At 45.9% G+C, this 18,461-nt stretch carries 15 protein-coding genes and 1 pseudogene; 10 read left to right on the top strand and 6 right to left on the bottom strand.

Annotation, left to right across the window (positions count from 1 at the left end):
* Positions 1-5: 5 nt before the first annotated feature.
* Positions 6-1,715 carry a dihydroxy-acid dehydratase gene (gene ilvD, locus HF312_02970; GenBank protein MCU7519148.1) on the bottom strand — a complete coding sequence of 570 codons (1,710 nt, stop codon included), beginning with the start codon at positions 1,713-1,715 and terminating at the stop codon, positions 6-8.
* An 830-nt stretch (positions 1,716-2,545) separates the two neighbouring features.
* Here ilvD and HF312_02965 point away from each other — a divergent pair.
* A pseudogene (locus HF312_02965) lies at positions 2,546-3,817 on the top strand (DEAD/DEAH box helicase).
* A gap of 497 nt (positions 3,818-4,314) precedes the next feature.
* Here the strand turns inward: HF312_02965 and HF312_02960 are convergent.
* Positions 4,315-5,058, bottom strand: coding sequence for a thioesterase (locus HF312_02960; GenBank protein MCU7519147.1), 744 nt, complete (start codon positions 5,056-5,058; stop codon positions 4,315-4,317).
* Positions 5,059-5,337: 279 nt separating this feature from the next.
* Between HF312_02960 and HF312_02955 the strand changes: the two genes are divergently transcribed.
* From HF312_02955 to HF312_02935, 5 genes are all read left to right on the top strand, one after another.
* Positions 5,338-6,483 carry a saccharopine dehydrogenase gene (locus HF312_02955; protein ID MCU7519146.1) on the top strand — a complete coding sequence of 382 codons (1,146 nt, stop codon included), beginning with the start codon at positions 5,338-5,340 and terminating at the stop codon, positions 6,481-6,483.
* 218 nt (positions 6,484-6,701) lie between these two features.
* On the top strand, positions 6,702-7,175 hold the full coding sequence (locus tag HF312_02950; protein MCU7519145.1) for a YbaK/EbsC family protein: 474 nt from the start codon (positions 6,702-6,704) through the stop codon (positions 7,173-7,175).
* A gap of 118 nt (positions 7,176-7,293) precedes the next feature.
* Positions 7,294-8,577, top strand: a complete 1,284-nt coding sequence (locus tag HF312_02945) for a nodulation protein NfeD (protein MCU7519144.1) — start codon at positions 7,294-7,296, stop codon at positions 8,575-8,577.
* 37 nt (positions 8,578-8,614) lie between these two features.
* Positions 8,615-9,391 (top strand): slipin family protein, encoded by a 777-nt coding sequence (locus HF312_02940; GenBank protein MCU7519143.1) that lies wholly within the window; start codon positions 8,615-8,617, stop codon positions 9,389-9,391.
* Between the two features lie 206 nt (positions 9,392-9,597).
* Entirely contained in the window at positions 9,598-10,125 is a 528-nt protein-coding gene (locus HF312_02935; GenBank protein MCU7519142.1) for a transposase, read from the top strand.
* Positions 10,126-10,223: 98 nt separating this feature from the next.
* Here the strand turns inward: HF312_02935 and HF312_02930 are convergent, their stop codons facing one another.
* The 4 genes from HF312_02930 to HF312_02915 form a co-directional block, all read right to left on the bottom strand.
* On the bottom strand, positions 10,224-11,045 hold the full coding sequence (locus tag HF312_02930) for a hypothetical protein (protein MCU7519141.1): 822 nt from the start codon (positions 11,043-11,045) through the stop codon (positions 10,224-10,226).
* 150 nt (positions 11,046-11,195) lie between these two features.
* Positions 11,196-12,074, bottom strand: coding sequence for an oxaloacetate decarboxylase (locus HF312_02925; protein MCU7519140.1), 879 nt, complete (start codon positions 12,072-12,074; stop codon positions 11,196-11,198).
* Between the two features lie 2 nt (positions 12,075-12,076).
* Positions 12,077-13,072, bottom strand: a complete 996-nt coding sequence (gene gnd, locus HF312_02920; GenBank protein ID MCU7519139.1) for a decarboxylating 6-phosphogluconate dehydrogenase — start codon at positions 13,070-13,072, stop codon at positions 12,077-12,079.
* A 17-nt stretch (positions 13,073-13,089) separates the two neighbouring features.
* On the bottom strand, positions 13,090-13,740 hold the full coding sequence (locus HF312_02915; protein MCU7519138.1) for a cyclase family protein: 651 nt from the start codon (positions 13,738-13,740) through the stop codon (positions 13,090-13,092).
* Positions 13,741-13,960: 220 nt separating this feature from the next.
* On the opposite strand from HF312_02915, the gene HF312_02910 reads away from it, so the two are divergent.
* The 4 genes from HF312_02910 to HF312_02895 all read left to right on the top strand — a co-directional run bounded on the left by HF312_02910 (position 13,961) and on the right by HF312_02895 (position 18,375).
* Positions 13,961-15,310: an ergothioneine biosynthesis protein EgtB gene (locus HF312_02910; protein MCU7519137.1), complete on the top strand. Its 1,350-nt coding sequence runs from the start codon at positions 13,961-13,963 to the stop codon at positions 15,308-15,310.
* Between the two features lie 124 nt (positions 15,311-15,434).
* Positions 15,435-16,385 (top strand): L-histidine N(alpha)-methyltransferase, encoded by a 951-nt coding sequence (gene egtD / locus HF312_02905; GenBank protein MCU7519136.1) that lies wholly within the window; start codon positions 15,435-15,437, stop codon positions 16,383-16,385.
* An 81-nt stretch (positions 16,386-16,466) separates the two neighbouring features.
* Positions 16,467-17,369: a LysR family transcriptional regulator gene (locus tag HF312_02900; GenBank protein MCU7519135.1), complete on the top strand. Its 903-nt coding sequence runs from the start codon at positions 16,467-16,469 to the stop codon at positions 17,367-17,369.
* 88 nt (positions 17,370-17,457) lie between these two features.
* Positions 17,458-18,375: a putative sulfate exporter family transporter gene (locus tag HF312_02895; protein MCU7519134.1), complete on the top strand. Its 918-nt coding sequence runs from the start codon at positions 17,458-17,460 to the stop codon at positions 18,373-18,375.
* Positions 18,376-18,461: the final 86 nt, after the last annotated feature.

Here is an 18,461-nt window from a genome sequence, read left to right as displayed (position 1 = left end):
TCATATTACTGCACCTTTTCTTTCTTTCTGGTTTCAGGGATTCTTAAGACCGCGCCCGTATTGGCTGAGGTGACCATGCGTGAATAGCGGGCGAGATATCCTGTTTTAATTTTAAGCTCAAATTCCGGCAATGCCTCCAGGCGGGCACTGATCTCTTCATCCGAAAGCTCCACTTCTAGTGTTTTTCCGGGTATGTCAATTTTTATTATGTCGCCATCCTTGAGGGCTGCAACGGGACCCATGTCGGCAGCCTCGGGTGAAACGTGCCCTATGCAGGCGCCTCTTGTGCCGCCGGAGAATCTTCCGTCTGTAATCAAGGCCACCTTGTCGCCTAAGCCCATTCCGACTATAGCGCTTGTAGGTGAAAGCATCTCGGGCATTCCGGGGCCTCCTTTGGGGCCTTCATATCTTATTACAACCACGTCGCCAGCTTTAATTTTTGCGTCCATTATGGCGCTTACGGCCTCATCCTGGCTGTTGAAGACTCTTGCAGGACCAGTATGCTTAAGCATCTTTTCATCCACAGCCGCGGTTTTGACAACCGACCCCAAAGGAGCAAGATTGCCGAAAAGTACTGCCAGGCCGCCCGAGTGGCTGAAGGGCTCTTCAATTGACCGGATTATCTTCTGATCTTTAGCTTTTGAAGATGCAATGTTCTCGCCCAGCGTCTTTCCTGTAACCGTGGGGCGATCGAGGTCAAGCACGCCCTTAACACGCGAAAGCTCATTTAATATTGCTGTAACGCCGCCTGCCTGGTCGACGTCTTCCATATGAACAAGCGCTGTAGCCGGGCTTACCTTGCAGATATAAGGGACTTTGCGTGAAAGCTCATTTAATTCATTAAGGTCGAAAGCCAGACCGGCCTCACTTGCAACGGCAAGCGTATGCAATACTGTATTTGTGCTTCCGCCCATTGCCATGTCTAAAGCAAATGCATTTAGCATTGAAGAACGCGTTATGATGTCACGCGGCTTTAAGTCTTTTTTAACGAGTTCGATTATTTTTTTACCGGCTTCCTTAGCCAGTTCTTTTCTTTTAGGGTCAATTGCAAGTACAGTTCCGTTTCCGGGAAGAGCGAGTCCGAGAGCTTCAAGCAGGCAGTTCATTGAATTTGCCGTAAACATGCCTGCGCAAGAGCCGCAGGAAGGGCAGCTGAAGTCTTCAAGTTCTTTAAGCCTTTGGGACGTGATCTGTCCCGACTTATACTGCCCCACTCCCTCGAAGACCGAAATGAGGTCAGTCCGTTCACCTGTAGAGGGCATATGTCCTGCCTTCATAGGGCCGCCCGAGACAAATATGGTCGGTATATTTATGCGTACCGAAGCCATCATCATACCGGGCACTATCTTGTCGCAGTTCGAGATACAGACCATGCCGTCGAAGCGGTGGGCTTCAATTACGGTTTCAACCGAGTCGGCAATCAGTTCGCGGCTCGGCAGTGAGTAGCGCATTCCAATATGCCCCATTGCAATGCCGTCGTCAACGCCTATGGTATTAAATTCAAAAGGAACGCCGCCGGCTTCAATTACGGCTTCTTTCACTATTTTGGCAAAGTCCTGGAGGTGCACATGGCCCGGAATTACATCCACGTACGAATTACAGATGCCGATGAAAGGTTTCTTGAAGTCCTCATCGGTTTTGACTACTCCCGTAGCCCTCAGGAGGCTGCGGTGGGGAGCCTTATCGAAACCCTGTTTAATTAAATCAGATCTCACGTTTTCCTCTGAATTTTCTCTCTTCAGAAACATACCTTTTGGATTCAGGTCAACCCCTGATCTGATCTTTTAATTTGTGCTTGTGTAATTTTTTGATTTTTGATTAGGGATTGACAAGTATTTTTAGCTTAGAATGCTAATAATAATACCGAGCACTACGATAATAATGCTAATCCCTAGGAGGAGAATTTCTAAAGAAATGTTATTGATTGAAGTACCTGGCAAGACATAACCCAGGCTTCCGTGCAGCACGGCAGCTTTTTCTCTGGAAATATTTACTGTTATGTCTTTCATAAATTTTTAATTATTGTTTGCAATATAGGCCCTCGAACCCGCTTTGTCAAGGTTATTTGTGAATTTTTTGCATTAATGTTCACATTTTTTCGTTATTTATTCGCTTTCCCCGAAGATATTTTTCAAATTTCTAATTTTCTTCACTTTTCCACCCCGGGGCAGTGGTGCGGCAAAAAGGCGTCCGGCACAAAGTTTAACTTGTTTCCTAAGGTTTATTTCGGTATTCTTGTAAACGGTTTACTTTTCCGTTGTTACTCAAAGAGTAGTATGATTTTATTCCCCCTTTCAGGTTGTAATTTAATCCGGTCTTTGTCTCCGTGCAATTTGTTTGTTAGAGCCAATTGTATATATCATCTTGCGTAAAAACGGCTGCCGCCAGGCCAGTATGTCTTAAATTAGACTGCTGAATTGATACCACTAGTTTTCCATCTTCTGCATTTGAAAAAATGAACCATTGCTCATATATTATGATGCAGGGATTGATGTGCTGAAAAGTAGCCGCTAATACATTATATTTTATTAAAAACGGGATTTTAATGAACAAAAGGTTTGAAGAACTAAACTTATCAAAAGAAATTCAAAAGGCAATTACTGACCTTGGATACGAAGAGGCAACACCAATCCAGTCAGAAGCTATTCCGGCCCTCCTTGAGGGGCATGACATCATTGGGCAGGCACAGACAGGAACCGGGAAAACCGCCGCATTCGGAATTCCGGCCCTGGAAATGCTGGACCCTCACGACAGGAACATACAGGCACTCATACTCTGCCCTACACGCGAACTCGCGCTCCAGGTTTCTGAAGAGATAAGTAAAATTGCAAAATATAAAAAAGGATTCTCCCTCCTTCCGGTCTACGGGGGACAGTCGATAGAGCGTCAGCTTAACATCCTTTCCAGAGGCGTGCAGATCGTAATCGGAACTCCGGGCAGGGTCATGGACCATATGGAACGAGGCTCCATCAGGCTTGATAATGTAAAGATGGTTGTGCTTGACGAAGCAGATGAAATGCTCGATATGGGCTTCAGGGACGATATTGAACTGATATTAAAGCATACACCAGAAGACAGGCAGACCGTAATGGTTTCAGCTACAATGCCAAAGCCTATAAAAGACCTCGCAAAAAAATACCAGAAAGACCCTGTTAATATCAAGGTCGTGCACGAGGTCTTAACCGTGCCCAGCATTGAACAGATATACTTCGAGGTGCGTGAGAAAAATAAACTTGAAGTCCTCACGCGCGTAATAGACCTTTATAACGTTAAACTGGGACTTGTCTTCTGCAATACCAAGCGCGGCGTTGATGAGCTTACAGAACACCTGCAGGCACGCGGCTACGCCGCAGACGCTCTGCACGGCGATATGAAGCAGGCTACACGCGAAAAAGTTATGGGAAAATTCAGAAAAGGCATTATCGAGATACTCATTGCAACCGACGTTGCAGCACGCGGGCTTGACGTTGAAAACGTTGAGGCTGTTTTTAACTACGACATGCCGCAGGATGAAGAGTACTACGTACACAGGATCGGCAGAACGGGCCGCGCAGGCAAATCGGGCCGCGCCTTTACTTTTGTAACCGGCCGTGACCTCTACCGCCTGAAGGATATACAGAAGTACACAAAGACAAAAATGAAACTCATGGACGTTCCCACCTTTGACGACGTAAGGGAAGTTAAGGCGGGCATATTCCTCGATGAGATCAGAAAGACGATTAAAGAAGGCGGACTTAAAAAGTACATCCGCTTTGTTGAAAAGCTTATTGATGAGGAAAACAGCTCACTTGACGTTGCTGCCGCAATGATGAAGATGAATTTCCAGAGCGAAATGGAAACCCCTGAATTTGTGCCTGAAGCAAGAGAGTCATTCTCCTGGGAAGATACAGGAAGGGGAGACCGCAGAAAAGACGGCCGCAGAAAAGAAGGCCGTAAGGAAGAAAGGAAAAGACCTGAAGACCGGAAAAAGGAAAACCGCAGGCTGGACGACTTCTGGGGAGAAACGGGCAAAAAGGACCGCTCCAAAAAAGGAAACCTTTCCAAAGGCGATGGCCCTGTTGCAAGACTCTTCCTTAATGTCGGGAAGAAAGATAAGGTTAAGCCGGGCGATATTGTTGGCGCAATTGCAGGTGAAACCGGACTTCCCGGTAAAATCATAGGCGAGATCGATATGTTCGACAAGTTCACTTTCGTCAACGTCCCTGAAAAGTACGCCGGCGAAATAATTGAGGTAATGCAGGACAACCAGATCCGCGGCAAGAAAATCAGCATTGAAGTTGCCAAGGACAGGCTGTAATATTTCCCTCAAGTCCTCTATTTAAGGCTGACACCCACGCTGTAATGGGCCAGCTTTTCAGAAAGGATTTTCAAAAGCATCTCTTCAGATTTAGTAATATAAAAATGATCGCCGGGCAGAAGATTCAGCTCAAATGATGAGTTTGTCATCTCTGCCCAGCCTTCAAGCTCCTCCAGACTAATGCCGTCATCAGCCAGCCCCCCGAAAACAGTAATAGGACAGTCGGTTTTAGGGACGGGTTTATACGTATATGTTTCGCAGACAGAAAAATCTGCTCTTAAAATCGGCATCATGAGCTCCATCAGTTCCCTGTTTTTCAGAACCTCCCCGGGCATGCCGTTCATCTCTTTGAGTTTCGTAATAAATTTATCCTCAGGCAGATTATGCATTGATGGTTCTCTTTTATGAAAGTTTGGAGCCGGGTGGGCCGAGACAAAAATGTGATCGGGCTCAGGCAGGTAGCTTTTCCTCAGTGCCTGTGTCATTTCAAATGCTATGAGAGCCCCCATGCTGTGGCCGAAGAAATAATATGGCTTGTCCAGGTACGGCAGAATTTTTTCCTTCAGATCCTCAACAAGTTCCGGAAGCTTGCTGTAAAGCCTTTCCGTATAGCGCCTTCCCCTGCCGGGAAGTTCAACGGCAACAACCTCCACATGCTGATGAAGAGCCTCATGCCACCTTCTGAAAATGTGAGAGCTCCCGCCGGCATACGGAAAACAGATCAGCCTTTTGTCTGCAAGGTTCTTTCCGTTAAAGTACATAACATCCCTCCTTTATCTTATCACTATTGGAGCTTTACGGAAATCTTTTATAATAATTATAATGCTGCACCTTATTGAACCCTGAAAAGCAGAAAAGAAGAAGCATCAGTGTAAAAAATCCATTTTTTCCATTAAATAAAATTGTTATAAACAAACGGTCACATAAATCAGTAAACGGCCCATTTTTTAAGGCCTGCGGTATTATCAGGAAATATAATTTCACCCTCTTATTAAATAATATATTCTTATGACGAAGAAATTCAACAGAGGAGATAAAAAATGAAAAATGTTACTGTGCTTGGAGCCGGTATGATTGGAAGCGTGATGGCAAAGGACCTGGCAGGAAAGTATAAGGTTACCTCAGTCGACCTCTTTGAAGAAAATCTCCTACCGCTGGAATACCTCGGCATTCATACAATTGCCATGGACTTAAGGGATACTGAGGAGCTGAAGAAGGTAATAAGGAATGCCGACCTCGTAATAGGCGCAGTGCCAGGCTTTATAGGTTTTAACACATTAAAGACGGTTATTTCAGAAGGCAAAAACGCTGCCGACATATCTTTTTTCAGTGAGGATCCTTTTCTTCTGGATTCACTGGCAAAGGACAATAATGTTACGGCTATTGTTGACTGCGGCGTTGCGCCGGGAATGGGTAACATAATACTCGGCCATTACGCCTCGAAGTATAAAGTGGAAAGCTATAAATGCATGGTCGGCGGGCTCCCTTCGGAAAGGACATTCCCCTACCAGTACAAGGCTCCTTTTTCCCCGGTCGATGTCATAGAGGAATATACACGCCCGGCAAGAATAGTTGAAGGGGGAAAACTTGTGATAAAGGAGGCTCTTTCGGAGCCTGAATTTGTGGACGTAAAAGGCATCGGCACTCTTGAAGCCTTTAATACAGACGGCCTGCGCACGCTGATAAGAACAATGGACATCCCCGATATGGCGGAAAAGACGCTCAGGTACCCGGGGCACCTTGAAGTAATTAAAGCCCTGAGGGACACCGGATTTTTCAGCCGTAATTTTATAGACCTGGGAAGCCATAAAGTAAGGCCCATTGACCTTACAACAAAGCTCCTTTTCCCGATCTGGAAACAGGAGCCGGGGGAAAAGGAATTTACCGTAATGAAAATACTTATCTCGGCCGCAGCGCGCGAGGGGAAAAAAGAAATTACAGCTTTGCTTTATGACGAGGGGGACCCGGGGCAGAAAGTCTCATCTATGGCACGCACTACAGGCTACACCTGCACGGCTGCAGCAGACCTTATACTTGAGGGTGAAATTTCTGCAATGGGAATTATACCTCCCGAGGCGCTTGGCAAGGAGGAAAGGATCTATACAAAAATTCTTCAGTACCTTGGAAAAAGAAACGTGCACTATAAGTTTTCCGAGCAGCTGGTGAGCCCGGGCATTGCGGTTTAGCTTCACCGTTGTATCAGCTTAAATGGCTTGACAATTTTATAAAAAAACAGGATTCTGTATTGCGCTAGTCAGGGCTTTTTATTAAACTGATTAGGGAATGGAAGGACAGGCTATTTGTGAGTCTGCCCCCATAAATGGGGGAAACCGAATTTTCTTAACATACTGAAAATACTGCTCTTTATATGCTCATTATAAATAATTAATTATAAGAGGTATATATGGTTACCAGCAAAGTAAGGGAATTTTTAGAAAACACTGAAATCCGCTACAAAAACATTAACCATCCGCTGGCATTTACGGCACAGGAAACGGCGGCCTCAATTCATATCAAGGGAAAGGAGTTTGCCAAGACGGTAATGATAAGGATTGACGGCGAGCTTGCAATGGCTGTGCTTCCGGCATCGCAGAGAATTGATTTTGAACTCCTTAAAAGCATACTCGATGCCGGTGAAGTAAGGCTCTGCACCGAAACTGAATTCAGGAGCAAATTCCCCGACTGCGAGGCAGGCGCAATGCCGCCCTTCGGGAAGCTTTACGACATGGATGTCTACATGTCAAAAAGCCTTCTGAACAATAAGGAAATTTTCTTTAATGCCGGCAGCCACACAGACGCAATTGAGCTGACGATGGATGAATTTAGCCGTATTGTAAACCCTATAGTACTGAACTTTACAAAAAAGATAAAAGTTTAGGGCAGGGATTAAAGCGGAAAAGATATTTTATTGTTTTTGAACTTTTCAATTTCCCCCTGTTAAATTTAAGGGGGAAATATTCTGGCTTCTGGAAATAAACTAAAAACCAGGTTAAGCCATGAAAGTATTAGTTATTATACTATTGCTTTTTGCCGCCTCTTCAAATGCCCAGCAGGCTAAGGTTTATATTATCTCAATTGACGGGGCCATAACACAGGTAACAGAAGATTACCTTGCGCTGGGCATTTCGAAAGCCTCAGAAAACGGCGCCGAGTGCCTTGTAGTAAAGCTTAACACTCCGGGCGGACTCCTCTCATCCACGCGCGATATGGTCTCGGAAATCCTCCGCTCCCCCGTTCCCGTAATCGTATTTGTAAGTCCTGAGGGAGCGCAGGCAGCTTCAGCAGGAGTATTTATTACACTTTCGGCCCACATTGCCGCCATGACTCCGGGCACCAACATTGGAGCCGCGCATCCGGTAACGCTGCAGGGGCAGGCAGATTCCGTAATGCTGGCAAAGGCCACTAATGACGCCGCGGCATTCATCAGATCTATTAGCGAGAAAAGAAACCGCAACATACAGTGGGCTGAAGACGCCGTACGCAAAAGCCTTTCCATTACTGAAACCGAGGCTTTGAAAACCAGAGTAATAGACCTCATTGCAAAGGATACGCGGGATCTGCTCCAGAAAGTTAACGGCATGAAAGTCCGGACCTCCATGGGTGAAAAGACGCTTAAAACAAATGACGTTAAGCTTGTTAATATAGAGATGACATTCCAGCAGAAGATGCTTAAGGTTCTAAGCGATCCTAACATAGCCTACATACTGCTTATTCTCGGCATGTACGGAATCATGTTTGAGCTTTATAACCCGGGCTCCATATTCCCCGGCGTAATCGGGGCCATAAGCTTAATACTTGCCTTTTACGCCATGCACACGCTTCCAATTAACTACGCCGGAATCGGCTTAATTATTTTATCTGTTATTTTATTCATCCTTGAAATCAAGATAGTAAGCCACGGACTTCTTACAATTGGAGGGGCCGCAGCGCTCTTCCTGGGCTCCATGATGCTCTTTCAGACCAGCTCTTTTCTGGAGGTTCTGATGCTTTCAAAAGAAATTGTAGTTTCAATCGTTCTTATGACTGTCATTTTCTTCCTCTTTGTAATCGGTATGGGAATAAGGGCGCAGAAGCTTAAGACCTCAACGGGCGTGCAGGGTATAATAGGGGAAGAAGGCGTGGCAATTTCGGACCTCAGCCCTTTAGGGCAGATACACGTACACGGTGAGATCTGGTCGGCCGAGAGCCTGGAAGGGGGAATAAATAAAGGTGAAAGGGTAATTGTAGAGAATGTAGAAGGTATGAATCTGAAAGTAAGGAAAGAGAATCACGGCATATAATTTTTAAGCATAAGTATTAACAACAATTGGAGGAAGTATGGAAACCGCATCGGCATTACTGACGGTACTGGTTTTCTTTGCACTGATTATTCTTTTCAGCGCCATCAGAATACTGCGTGAATATGAGCGCGCAGTCGTTTTCCGCCTTGGGCGCCTGATCGGGAGCAAGGGTCCGGGCCTTGTTCTGCTGATCCCGATAGTGGACCGGATGGTAAGGGTAAGCCTTAGGACGGTGGTTTTTGATGTACCGGAGCAGGACATAATTACAAAAGACAACGTTTCACTGAAGGTAAACGCAGTTGTTTATTTCAGGGTATTCCATCCCGAAAAAGCAATAGTGGAAGTGGAGAATTTCGTGCAGGCAACCTCACAGCTTTCGCAGACCACTTTAAGGTGCATACTGGGTCAGTCGCTTCTGGACGAGCTTTTAGCCGAAAGGGAGAAGATCAATGCCGAGCTGCAGAAGGTAATTGACGCACAGGCATCGCCCTGGGGAATAAAAGTCTCGAACGTGGAGGTTAAGCACGTGGACCTGCCGATAGAAATGAAGCGTGCAATGGCAAAGCAGGCTGAGGCAGAGCGCGAAAGAAGGGCCAAGGTAATACACGCCGACGGGGAATTCCAGGCCAGCCAGAAGCTTTATGAGGCTGCAACAGTAATTGCAAATAATCCCGTTGCAGTACAGCTGAGATTTCTGCAGACCCTGACGGAAATTGCAACGGAAAAGAACTCAACAACAATATTCCCTGTCCCGATAGATCTTTTAACCCCGTTTCTCAAAAACCACGCCCATCACGAGCACGAGGTAATGTAGAATATATGATTGCTATTATTTTATTTTTTCTGTAGGGGCGCACGGCGGTGCGCCCGGACGCTTTTATGCGTTAGATATTTTTACAAATCCGAATAACTCCTATAGGGGAATTTTCAATTTTGGTCAAATTGTTTTTTCCCGTCAGGGCGCACCGCCGTGCGCCCCTACAAAAGAATGGTTTTTTAATCCTTACAGGGAAGACTTTTATGGAGGAAAGACACTCAATCAGACTTAGAGACTATGATTATAGATCATTCGGATACTATTTTGTTACAATTTGTGCATTCGAACGTAGAAATTTGTTTGGGTATGTACAAAATGAAAAAGTAGAATTGAATAATCTGGGAAATATTGTTCTTGAGGAATGGGAAAATTCCGCCAGGATTCGCAAGGAAATCTCTTATGATGAGTACATAATAATGCCCAATCACATACATGGTATTGTCATAATAGATAACCCCCATCTTATACATGAAGAAAAGATAAAACCACCGATTCAGGTAAACCCAGCACCTCCTGGATTTCTCTCAAAATCACTCTCCTCTTTTATCTCAGGTTTTAAATCCACTGTTACAATTAAAGCACGTAATATTGCGGGGTTTAATTTGGCTGTCTGGCAAAGAAACTATTATGAACATATTATCCGCAATGAAAAGGAGCTATATACAATTCAGAATTATATAGTCACAAATCCAGCAAAATGGGAACTTGACAGATATTATTTACGTGAGTAAACCCGTATTGGTACGCCAACGCCAGAGGCGGGGGCGCACCGCCGTGCGCCCCTACAGAAGAAATGTCCATCCACCATGCAGAAGAGATATTCAACTATTTATTTTAATTCTTTAAGCCACGATTCGGCAAATTTGCGCCCGGCTTCCGTGGTCTGGCGGCCTGCCCTGAAGCAGAGCTTCCAAATGTCGGGTTTATGCTCATAGTCAGCGTTTACAAATCTCTTTTTGCCAAATTCATCTGTACTTACCTGTGCATCAAAATCCACATCGGACGAGGCCTTCAGGAATTCCTCGAGCCACCTTCTTATCATCATGTCAGGCTCGTTCGGGTAATCCCTTTCCCACTCCTTAAGCCTTTCCTGGTACTCCTTCATCTCGGCTTCGTAACCCTGCTTCATGTACTCTTCGGTCTCTGAGCTGTAAGCCACGTTATCCTGTTTATCCATTTCAGCCATCTGCTGCTTCAACTCCTGAATCATCTTTTCAAATTCACCCCTTTGCGAGGCAGGCAGGCTGGCTTTTGCCTTTTCCATCTCCTGAAGGCTTTTTTTCATCTGTTCTTTATCATTTTTCTTAATTTCGGCCATGGATTTAGGAGACTCCGGGGGCTGGGGCTTACTAACATCACGCTGCTCAAGGTAACGCCTTTTGAAGTCTTCAGACTTTGAATAAAGCTTCACAAATTCCCCGACAGCTTTAACTATAAGAGGGCGTTCATTTAATGGAGTATCTTTAAGCTCCCCCGGCATCGGGTGGCCGAAGTAGCAGCCCGAGCAGTCGCTCCAGGCGTATTCTTTGGCGTCTTCGCTCGTCATCTGAAGCTTCTGAAGTATTGAATCGATTGAATGATCTGCGACCCTGTATGCAAGAAAACCAAATGAAAGGAATAACATGGGAATGATAAAGTATTTTTTCTTCATGAATTGACCCCGGTGATTTGTTGTGAGGAAATATAGGGGTAGTAAATATGAAAAGCAAGGAATAGATCCCCTCTTCCCGGGCGGGTGCATGCGGGCTGCTGTTTCTTTGGGCACCAGCCCCGGAAAAAAATATTTATTTAAGCCCGGCTTTCAGCGTGTATGATATCTGTCTTCCAGTTCAGCCCAGTACTGCAGGTCCACAATGTCTTCAAACTGCTTCATATCAACTGATTCATTTTCAGGCATCTGGCGCCCGGCCTTCAGGTCCTGAAGCGCACGTTCGATCTGTCGCGTCAAGCGGAAAAGTATTGTTGTGGGATATAGTATCATTGAGAAATTCAGCTCCCGGAATTCCTTCGGGCTCAGGGCCGGTGTCTTCCCCCCTCTTTCAAGGACGCTTGTTGCAAGCGGAACGCCCACGAATGTAGAGCCAATTTTCTTAAGCTCTTTTTTACTTTCAACGCCGTCAAAATAAAGCCCGTCCGCGCCCGCCTTCAGGTAACGGTCCCCTCTTTTAAGGGCATCCTTAAGGCCATTGGGCTCAATTGCATCCGTCCTGGCAAGTATAAAAAAGTCGCGGCTCCGCCTTGCGTCGGCGGCAGCGCTTATTTTCTTTTCCATGTCTTCAACAGGGATTACCTCTTTTTTGGCCATATGCCCGCAGCGCTTTGGTGCCTTCTGGTCCTCAATAAAAACAGCCGCGGCTCCCATGAGTTCATAGCTTCGGATTACGCGGTTAACATTCTTTACATCCCCGTATCCGTCGTCGCAGTCGACAAGGGCCGGAAGTTTTGTGGAATGAATAATACTCCGTGCAGCCTCGCTTTTTTCTCCGAAGTGCTCCAGGTCCACGTCAGGAACGGCATGCATCACGCCTGCAAGTGCAAAGCCTCCGATCTGGTAGGCCTTAAAACCAGCGCGTTCAATGAGCCTTGCCGTCAGTGCATCGTGCGCCGCGGGAAGCACCAGGACCCTTTCCTCCCTTAAGACCTCCTTCCATGAAGGGCGCTTTACTGATATATCCCTCATCTTTATCTCCTTTTTTCAGCTGGTCGTATTTTTTCATCTTCCATCAGGTATCCGCCTATTCTTCCAAATCGTCTTTCGTTTTTAATCCCTTCATTTTCACCATACGGATGGCCGCCGAAGCCATGGCGCATCATGGCAATTGCTCGCGCCCAGTTCTTTTGATTGTCACGTGAAGTAAATAGCTGCATGACCGACTGGCTTATTACAGGTATCGAAATTTCCATATGCAAGGCATCTTCTACAAGCCAATTGACCTCACCTGTGTCTTCAACATACGGCGGAACTGTTTCCATGCCTCTAAGATCCTTATATGACTCTTCCATCAGCTCAACAAGCCATGACCTGATGACACTTCCGTGATTCCAGGCGTGGAGGACTTCATTTATATTGAGCTTTTCCCTGAAGCGCTCCAGCATGTCCATGCCTTCGCCAATGGCCTCAAGCATTCCGAACTCGATTCCGTTATGGACGAGCTTTACAAAGTGGCCCGAGCCGGATGGCCCCGCATGGACGAAACCCTCAGGAACCGCGAGGTCCTTTAATATCGGGGCAATTATATTAACCGGTTCAGTTTCGCCCCCTACCATAAAGCAGGCACCATGCCTTGCGCCTGAGATGCCGCCGCTTGTGCCGCAGTCTATGAAATATAAACCCTTCTCTTTTAGTCTTCCGGCGCGCGTTATTGAATCGCCCCAGTACGAATTGCCGCCATCAACAATAATGTCGCCTTTGGTCATTACCTGGGAAAGTTCATCAATTACTATATCCACTACTTTCCCGGCCGGGACATAAAGGAATACAACGCGGGGCCTTTTAAGGTCTTCAATCAGTCCTTTTACATCTTTGGCTTTTTGAATAGCCGACTCCCTTAGTTCCTGTGAAAGCTCCGATTTATCCATGCCTGCAACCTTGTAACCCTTTTCCATTGCCTGAAGCGCCAGATTGCCGCCCATTTTCCCGAGTCCGATTATTCCGAACATCATTTTTTTATCATCCATTAAAAGTTCTCCTTTGCTTATATTTTTCTTAATACCGTTCTTGCCGGCGCACCATCGCACCCGATGAGCCTTAAGGGCAGACAAATCATTTCATAGGCGCCTTCAGCTATGTCTTTCATATAGAGACCTTCAATGATCCAGATACCCTGACCCAGGAGTGTTCTGTGAACTTCCTCGTCTTCTGCGTGAGTGCCGATAGAAAGGAAATCTATACCTACAAGCTGAACTTTCCGTTCGGCCAGGTATTTTGCCGCACGGGCTGAAAGCCCTGTGTAATTGGTGCTGAAATTCATATTGAACCACTCCCTATTGGAGTTATTAGTCTTAAAGAGCACGCGGTCTTTAGGCCTTATATCGAAATCTCTAAGGTCCTGGAGGTCCACAACCTCAGGGTTCTTCACATCAATAACCAGAGTCTCTCCTATGAGAGCCTCAAAGGGTACCTGCGAGATATCCTTACCGTTATTAATAAAGTGGAACGGTGCGTCCATATGTGTTCCCGTATGAGCGCTCATTGAAAGCCCCGAAACGTTGGCATCTTTTCCTTCAGTTATGCTTGAGATCCTGTAGACTGAAACCTCGGGCTCCCCGGGCCAGTGCACCATTCCGCTATGAACGGGGGCACTGACGTCAATCCAAGGGCTGTCTGATGTGCGGTTGTTGTCCAAATGCTGCGTCCCTTAATGTTTTTAACTTCGCCTATAATTTCAAGAAAAAACACTGCCCGGGTAAAATCAAGGCATTAAGCCGATTCTAAGCATGAGGGGCTGTTCTTTTGGGCATGGGCAATTAAATTTCCATCGATTGAATTAGGGCGGATAATTTATTAATAATCCTTAGATACAATTTTACCGGGAACTTAATTTTTATAAAGTTTAAGGGACGGATATGAAGAAACAGGCAGAATCAAAAGCTCAGCCGGAAATAAATAGAAGTGAAACTGAGAATAAAGTAAGGACCGATGGTGTCTTTACAAAAAGGACAGAACTTACACAGAATTTTAAGTCGGTGCGTTCTTTCACCCAAACGCTCTGCAATCCTCTTAAAACTGAGGACTATGTCGTACAGTCAATGCCGGATACAAGTCCCGCCAAGTGGCATCTGGCTCATACGAGCTGGTTTTTTGAAACTTTTGTGCTGAATAAAGTTAAAAAGGATTACAGTTCATTTAATCCCATATACAATTATCTCTTCAACAGCTATTACGTTCAGGCGGGGGACCGCTTCACGCGTTCAATGCGGGGGCTCATCTCGCGCCCCACGGTCTCAGATGTTTGGGATTACAGAAAACACGTCGATGAACAGGTGCTTGAATTCCTGGACAGGGCCTCAGATGAGGAGCTGAACCAGATAGCCCCGGTAATTGAACTGGGGCTTAACCACGAGCAGCAGCACCAGGAGCTCATACTTACAGATATTAAGCATATGTTTTCGCTTAATCCCCTTTATCCGGTATACAGCACGGCCAAAGAGGCTCAGATTGTGCATATACCTCCAATTGAATGGCTCAGCTTTGATGAAGGAATTTACCGCATTGGGCACGAAGCAAAGGGTTTTGCTTTTGACAACGAGCTGCCCTGCCACAATGTTTACCTGGAGCCCTACAGGCTTGCTTCGCGCCTTGTGACAAACGGCGAATACCTGGATTTTATTGAGGCCGGGGGCTACAGGCATCAGGAGCTCTGGCTTTCGGACGGCTGGATAGCTGCAGAAACGGAAAACTGGCAGGCACCCCTTTACTGGCAGAGAAAAGACGGGGAATGGTTCAACTTTACGCTTGGCGGCTTATTGAAGCTGAATCCTTCGGAACCTGTATGCCACGTAAGCTTTTATGAGGCGGATGCATATGCACGCTGGGCCGGCTTCCGCCTGCCTAAAGAAGAGGAGTGGGAAGCCGCCTCATCGGACCACCCGATGGATGGAAATTTTGTTGAAAACGGGCATTTCCATCCCTCGCCATTAATGCACAATATTACATCCCCCATTCTTCATCAGATGTACGGGGACGTGTGGGAATGGACTTCGAGCCCTTATGTGGCTTATCCCGGCTTCAGGCCACTTCAGGGCGCGCTGGGCGAGTACAACGGGAAATTCATGTCGAACCAGATGGTTTTGCGCGGTGGCTCCTGCGCAACCAGCCTGTGGCATATAAGGCGGACATACAGGAACTTTTTCCATCCGCAGAGCAGATGGCAGTTTACAGGTATACGCCTTGCTAAAGACGCACCGGTTCTTTAAGACTAAGTTATTCCGGCGCCACCGGCTTCGGTGGGTGGCGCCCTTTAATGTTTTGGTGATTCTCACGACCCGATAATTAAAACAGCACTGGTATTTCAATTAATATCAACCGGAGGAAAGTTCTATGTTACAAAACCAGCTCGTTAAAGAACCAGGCCTGCACGAAGAAATACTTGAAGGCCTGCTTGCAGAATCCAGAAGGCTGCCAAGCAAATTATTTTATGACGAAAGAGGATCAAAACTCTTCGACCTTATCTGCATGCTTGATGAATATTACCTGACCCGGACAGAGACCCGGATAATGGAGGACAATATAAGGGAGATTGTAAATTATATAGCCGGGCCAAAGACTGCCCTCATTGAATTCGGGAGCGGAAGCAGCACAAAGACACGCCTCTTATTCGACAATATGAAGGAACTGCCCCTTTATGTGCCGGTAGATATTTCCGAAGAACACTTAAAAAAATCCGCTGAAAAGCTCAGGCTCGATTATCCCTCACTGGAAGTTATTCCTGTTGTCAGTGATTACACAAAAGAGTTTGAATCCTCTTTCGACATAATCCCGAAGGATTACCATAAAGTGCTTTATTATCCGGGCTCAAGCATTGGCAACTTCACTCACCGGGAGCTTCAGCATTTCTTAAAAAGAGCTGCACACTTCCTCGGGCGCGGCGGAGGGTTCCTGGTTGGAACCGACCTTAAAAAGGATCCTTCAATTCTGCAGAAGGCGTATAACGACAGGGAGAACGTTACTGCTCTTTTCAACCTTAATATCCTGGAAAGGCTCAACAGGGAATTTGGCGCCGACTTTAATATTTCCAATTTTGAGCACAAGGCAGTCTACAATCACATTAAAGACAGAATTGAAATGTATCTGGTAAGCAAACTCGTCCAGACAGTTCATATTTTCGGCAAAAAGATATATCTGACAAGGGGAGACAAGATACTTACGGAATACTCATACAAGTACGACCCGGACGAATTTGAACGCATGACGCATGAATGCTTCAGGAAAGAAAGTCTGTGGACTGATGAGAAAAACTACTTCAGCATCTGGTACATGAGCGCCAGGTAGCCGCTTCTCCACTTTTTTTGCGCCTTTTGAAGTAATTTGTTACTTTTATGAATCTTAACAATTCCGGAAAGAGCACTTGCGATGCTGAATGAGTTTAAACTTCTGGTGTTTCATAAAGTTGCAACTGAGGGGAGTTTTTCAAAGGCTGCCGAGGACCTTTTTGTAAGCCAGCCCGCGGTTACAAAGCAGATTAACTCCCTTGAGGATGAACTGGGTATCAAACTCTTCGAGAGGAATAACAAGGGAATCGTCCTTACCGCAGCAGGAAAACTTTTTCTTGAGCATGCGGGTGTAATACTATCCCAGTTCAAAAGGCTTAAAAATGACATGTCACTTTTAAGCGAACAGGTCTCAGGAGAACTTACAATTGGTGCCAGCACAACAATTGCGCAGTACGTGCTGCCTCCGGTACTGGCTCAGTTCCGCCAGGCTAACCCCTCGCTGAAGCTGACTTTATTAAACGAGAACAGCGAGACCGTTGAAAACCTCCTGCAGAGGCACGAGATAAATTTGGGGATAATTGAGGGCCTTCCTAAAAATAACGCCCTTCAGTATACCCTTTTTATTAAGGATGAACTGGTTTTAATTACACATAAGGCCAGCATTTATTACCGCCTTGAAGCCTGTTCCTTAAATGACCTCAGAAAGTCGGATCTCGTCCTGCGCGAAAAAGGCTCAGGCACGCTCGAAGTCTTTGAGGATTTTATCGGGCAATACGGCCTTAGCCTGAACGATATGAACACCCTCATACAGCTTGGCTCTACCGAAAGCATTAAGCTTTTTCTTAAGCATGCCGATGCAATTGGAGTTGTTTCCATTCAGGCCATGAAGGAAGAAATCATGCGGGGCGAATTCAAGGTAATTGAGCTGGAGGAAGGAAGGATCTTCAGAAATTTTTACTTTGTGCATGAGAAAGGGACTTCCGAAAAACTTGTGAGCAGCTTTGTATCATTCCTTAAGAACCGCTACACCGTACAGGTATAACATCAGGTTATACCGGATAACTTTTATTCATTAGAATTAAAACGGTAAAACTTATAATTTACAGTTCAACAAATTGGATTTTAAAGGAATGAATAAACAGTTTTACGCAAAGATCTCGTTCATATTGCTCATTGTGCTTTGTATTCTCCCCCTTGTACCCGCCCCTTTGGCGCTTTTACTGGGAATTGCATTTTCAATCATTACAGGCAACCCTTTACAGGAGGAAACCGGAAAGCTGACACACAAACTTCTTCAGTACTCCGTAATCGGGCTCGGTTTCGGAATGAATGCCCTGGCGGCTCTGGATGCCGGTAAAAAGGGGCTCATTTATACTGTAGCCGGAATCTTATTCACATTTACATTCGGTTTTATCGTTTCACGAATACTGAAGGTTGACCGTAAAACCTCCTACCTCATATCGGCCGGGACTGCCATATGCGGCGGAAGCGCCATTGCTGCCGTAGCGCCGGTCATAAACGCTAAAAACGAAAACACTTCTGTTGCGCTTGGAGTTGTTTTTATTCTTAACAGCATTGCCCTTCTTATTTTTCCTGCCATAGGGCATCACTTTCACCTTACGGAAGGGCAGTTCGGTCTCTGGTCGGCAATTGCCATTCACGACACGAGCTCTGTTGTAGGGGCTTCCTCCCAGTACGGCAAAACCGCGCTTGCAACGGCAACAACAATAAAGCTTGCAAGGGCGCTGTGGATTATTCCCGTTGCCCTGCTGTCGGGCCTTGCCTTCCGGAGTGACGTAAAGAAGGTTAAAATACCATACTTCATTATCGCGTTTTTTGTAGCTATGGTGCTTAACACCTACTTTCCTGTTATTGCTCCTGTTTCCGAAGTAATTTATCAGATTGCCAAAAGAGGACTTGTTGTGACGCTTTTTCTCATCGGTGCAAATCTCTCGCGCAGGACTCTGAAAACCGTTGGCGTAAGGCCGTTTGTAATGGGTGTTATACTGTGGATTGCAGTTTCCTCCATTACCCTGTTTTTTGTATGATCTTTCCTGGAATGTCACGGGCCCTGGGGCCTGTGACATTTCAAACCTGTCCTTGAAAAAAATCAAATTACATCCTATTTTGAGGT

The sequence above is a fragment of the Ignavibacteria bacterium genome (assembly GCA_025612375.1).
Taxonomy (GTDB): Bacteria; Bacteroidota; Ignavibacteria; order Ignavibacteriales; family SURF-24; genus JAAXKN01.
The sequence above is the reverse complement of the archived record's forward strand: the minus strand, read 5'-3'. Positions and strand labels throughout refer to the sequence as shown.

Excerpts from the sequence above, each read along its gene's own strand:
- HF312_02935 (MCU7519142.1), top strand. The coding sequence starts at position 9,598 with ATGGAGGAAAGACACTCAATCAGACTTAGAGACTATGATTATAGATCA.
- gnd (MCU7519139.1), bottom strand. The coding sequence starts at position 13,072 with ATGGATGATAAAAAAATGATGTTCGGAATAATCGGACTCGGGAAAATG.
- HF312_02930 (MCU7519141.1), bottom strand. The coding sequence starts at position 11,045 with ATGAAGAAAAAATACTTTATCATTCCCATGTTATTCCTTTCATTTGGT.
- HF312_02945 (MCU7519144.1), top strand. The coding sequence starts at position 7,294 with ATGAAAGTATTAGTTATTATACTATTGCTTTTTGCCGCCTCTTCAAAT.
- HF312_02895 (MCU7519134.1), top strand. The coding sequence starts at position 17,458 with ATGAATAAACAGTTTTACGCAAAGATCTCGTTCATATTGCTCATTGTG.
- HF312_02910 (MCU7519137.1), top strand. The coding sequence starts at position 13,961 with ATGAAGAAACAGGCAGAATCAAAAGCTCAGCCGGAAATAAATAGAAGT.
- HF312_02940 (MCU7519143.1), top strand. The coding sequence starts at position 8,615 with ATGGAAACCGCATCGGCATTACTGACGGTACTGGTTTTCTTTGCACTG.
- HF312_02900 (MCU7519135.1), top strand. The coding sequence starts at position 16,467 with ATGCTGAATGAGTTTAAACTTCTGGTGTTTCATAAAGTTGCAACTGAG.
- HF312_02925 (MCU7519140.1), bottom strand. The coding sequence starts at position 12,074 with ATGAGGGATATATCAGTAAAGCGCCCTTCATGGAAGGAGGTCTTAAGG.
- HF312_02955 (MCU7519146.1), top strand. The coding sequence starts at position 5,338 with ATGAAAAATGTTACTGTGCTTGGAGCCGGTATGATTGGAAGCGTGATG.
- HF312_02950 (MCU7519145.1), top strand. The coding sequence starts at position 6,702 with ATGGTTACCAGCAAAGTAAGGGAATTTTTAGAAAACACTGAAATCCGC.
- HF312_02960 (MCU7519147.1), bottom strand. The coding sequence starts at position 5,058 with ATGTACTTTAACGGAAAGAACCTTGCAGACAAAAGGCTGATCTGTTTT.
- egtD (MCU7519136.1), top strand. The coding sequence starts at position 15,435 with ATGTTACAAAACCAGCTCGTTAAAGAACCAGGCCTGCACGAAGAAATA.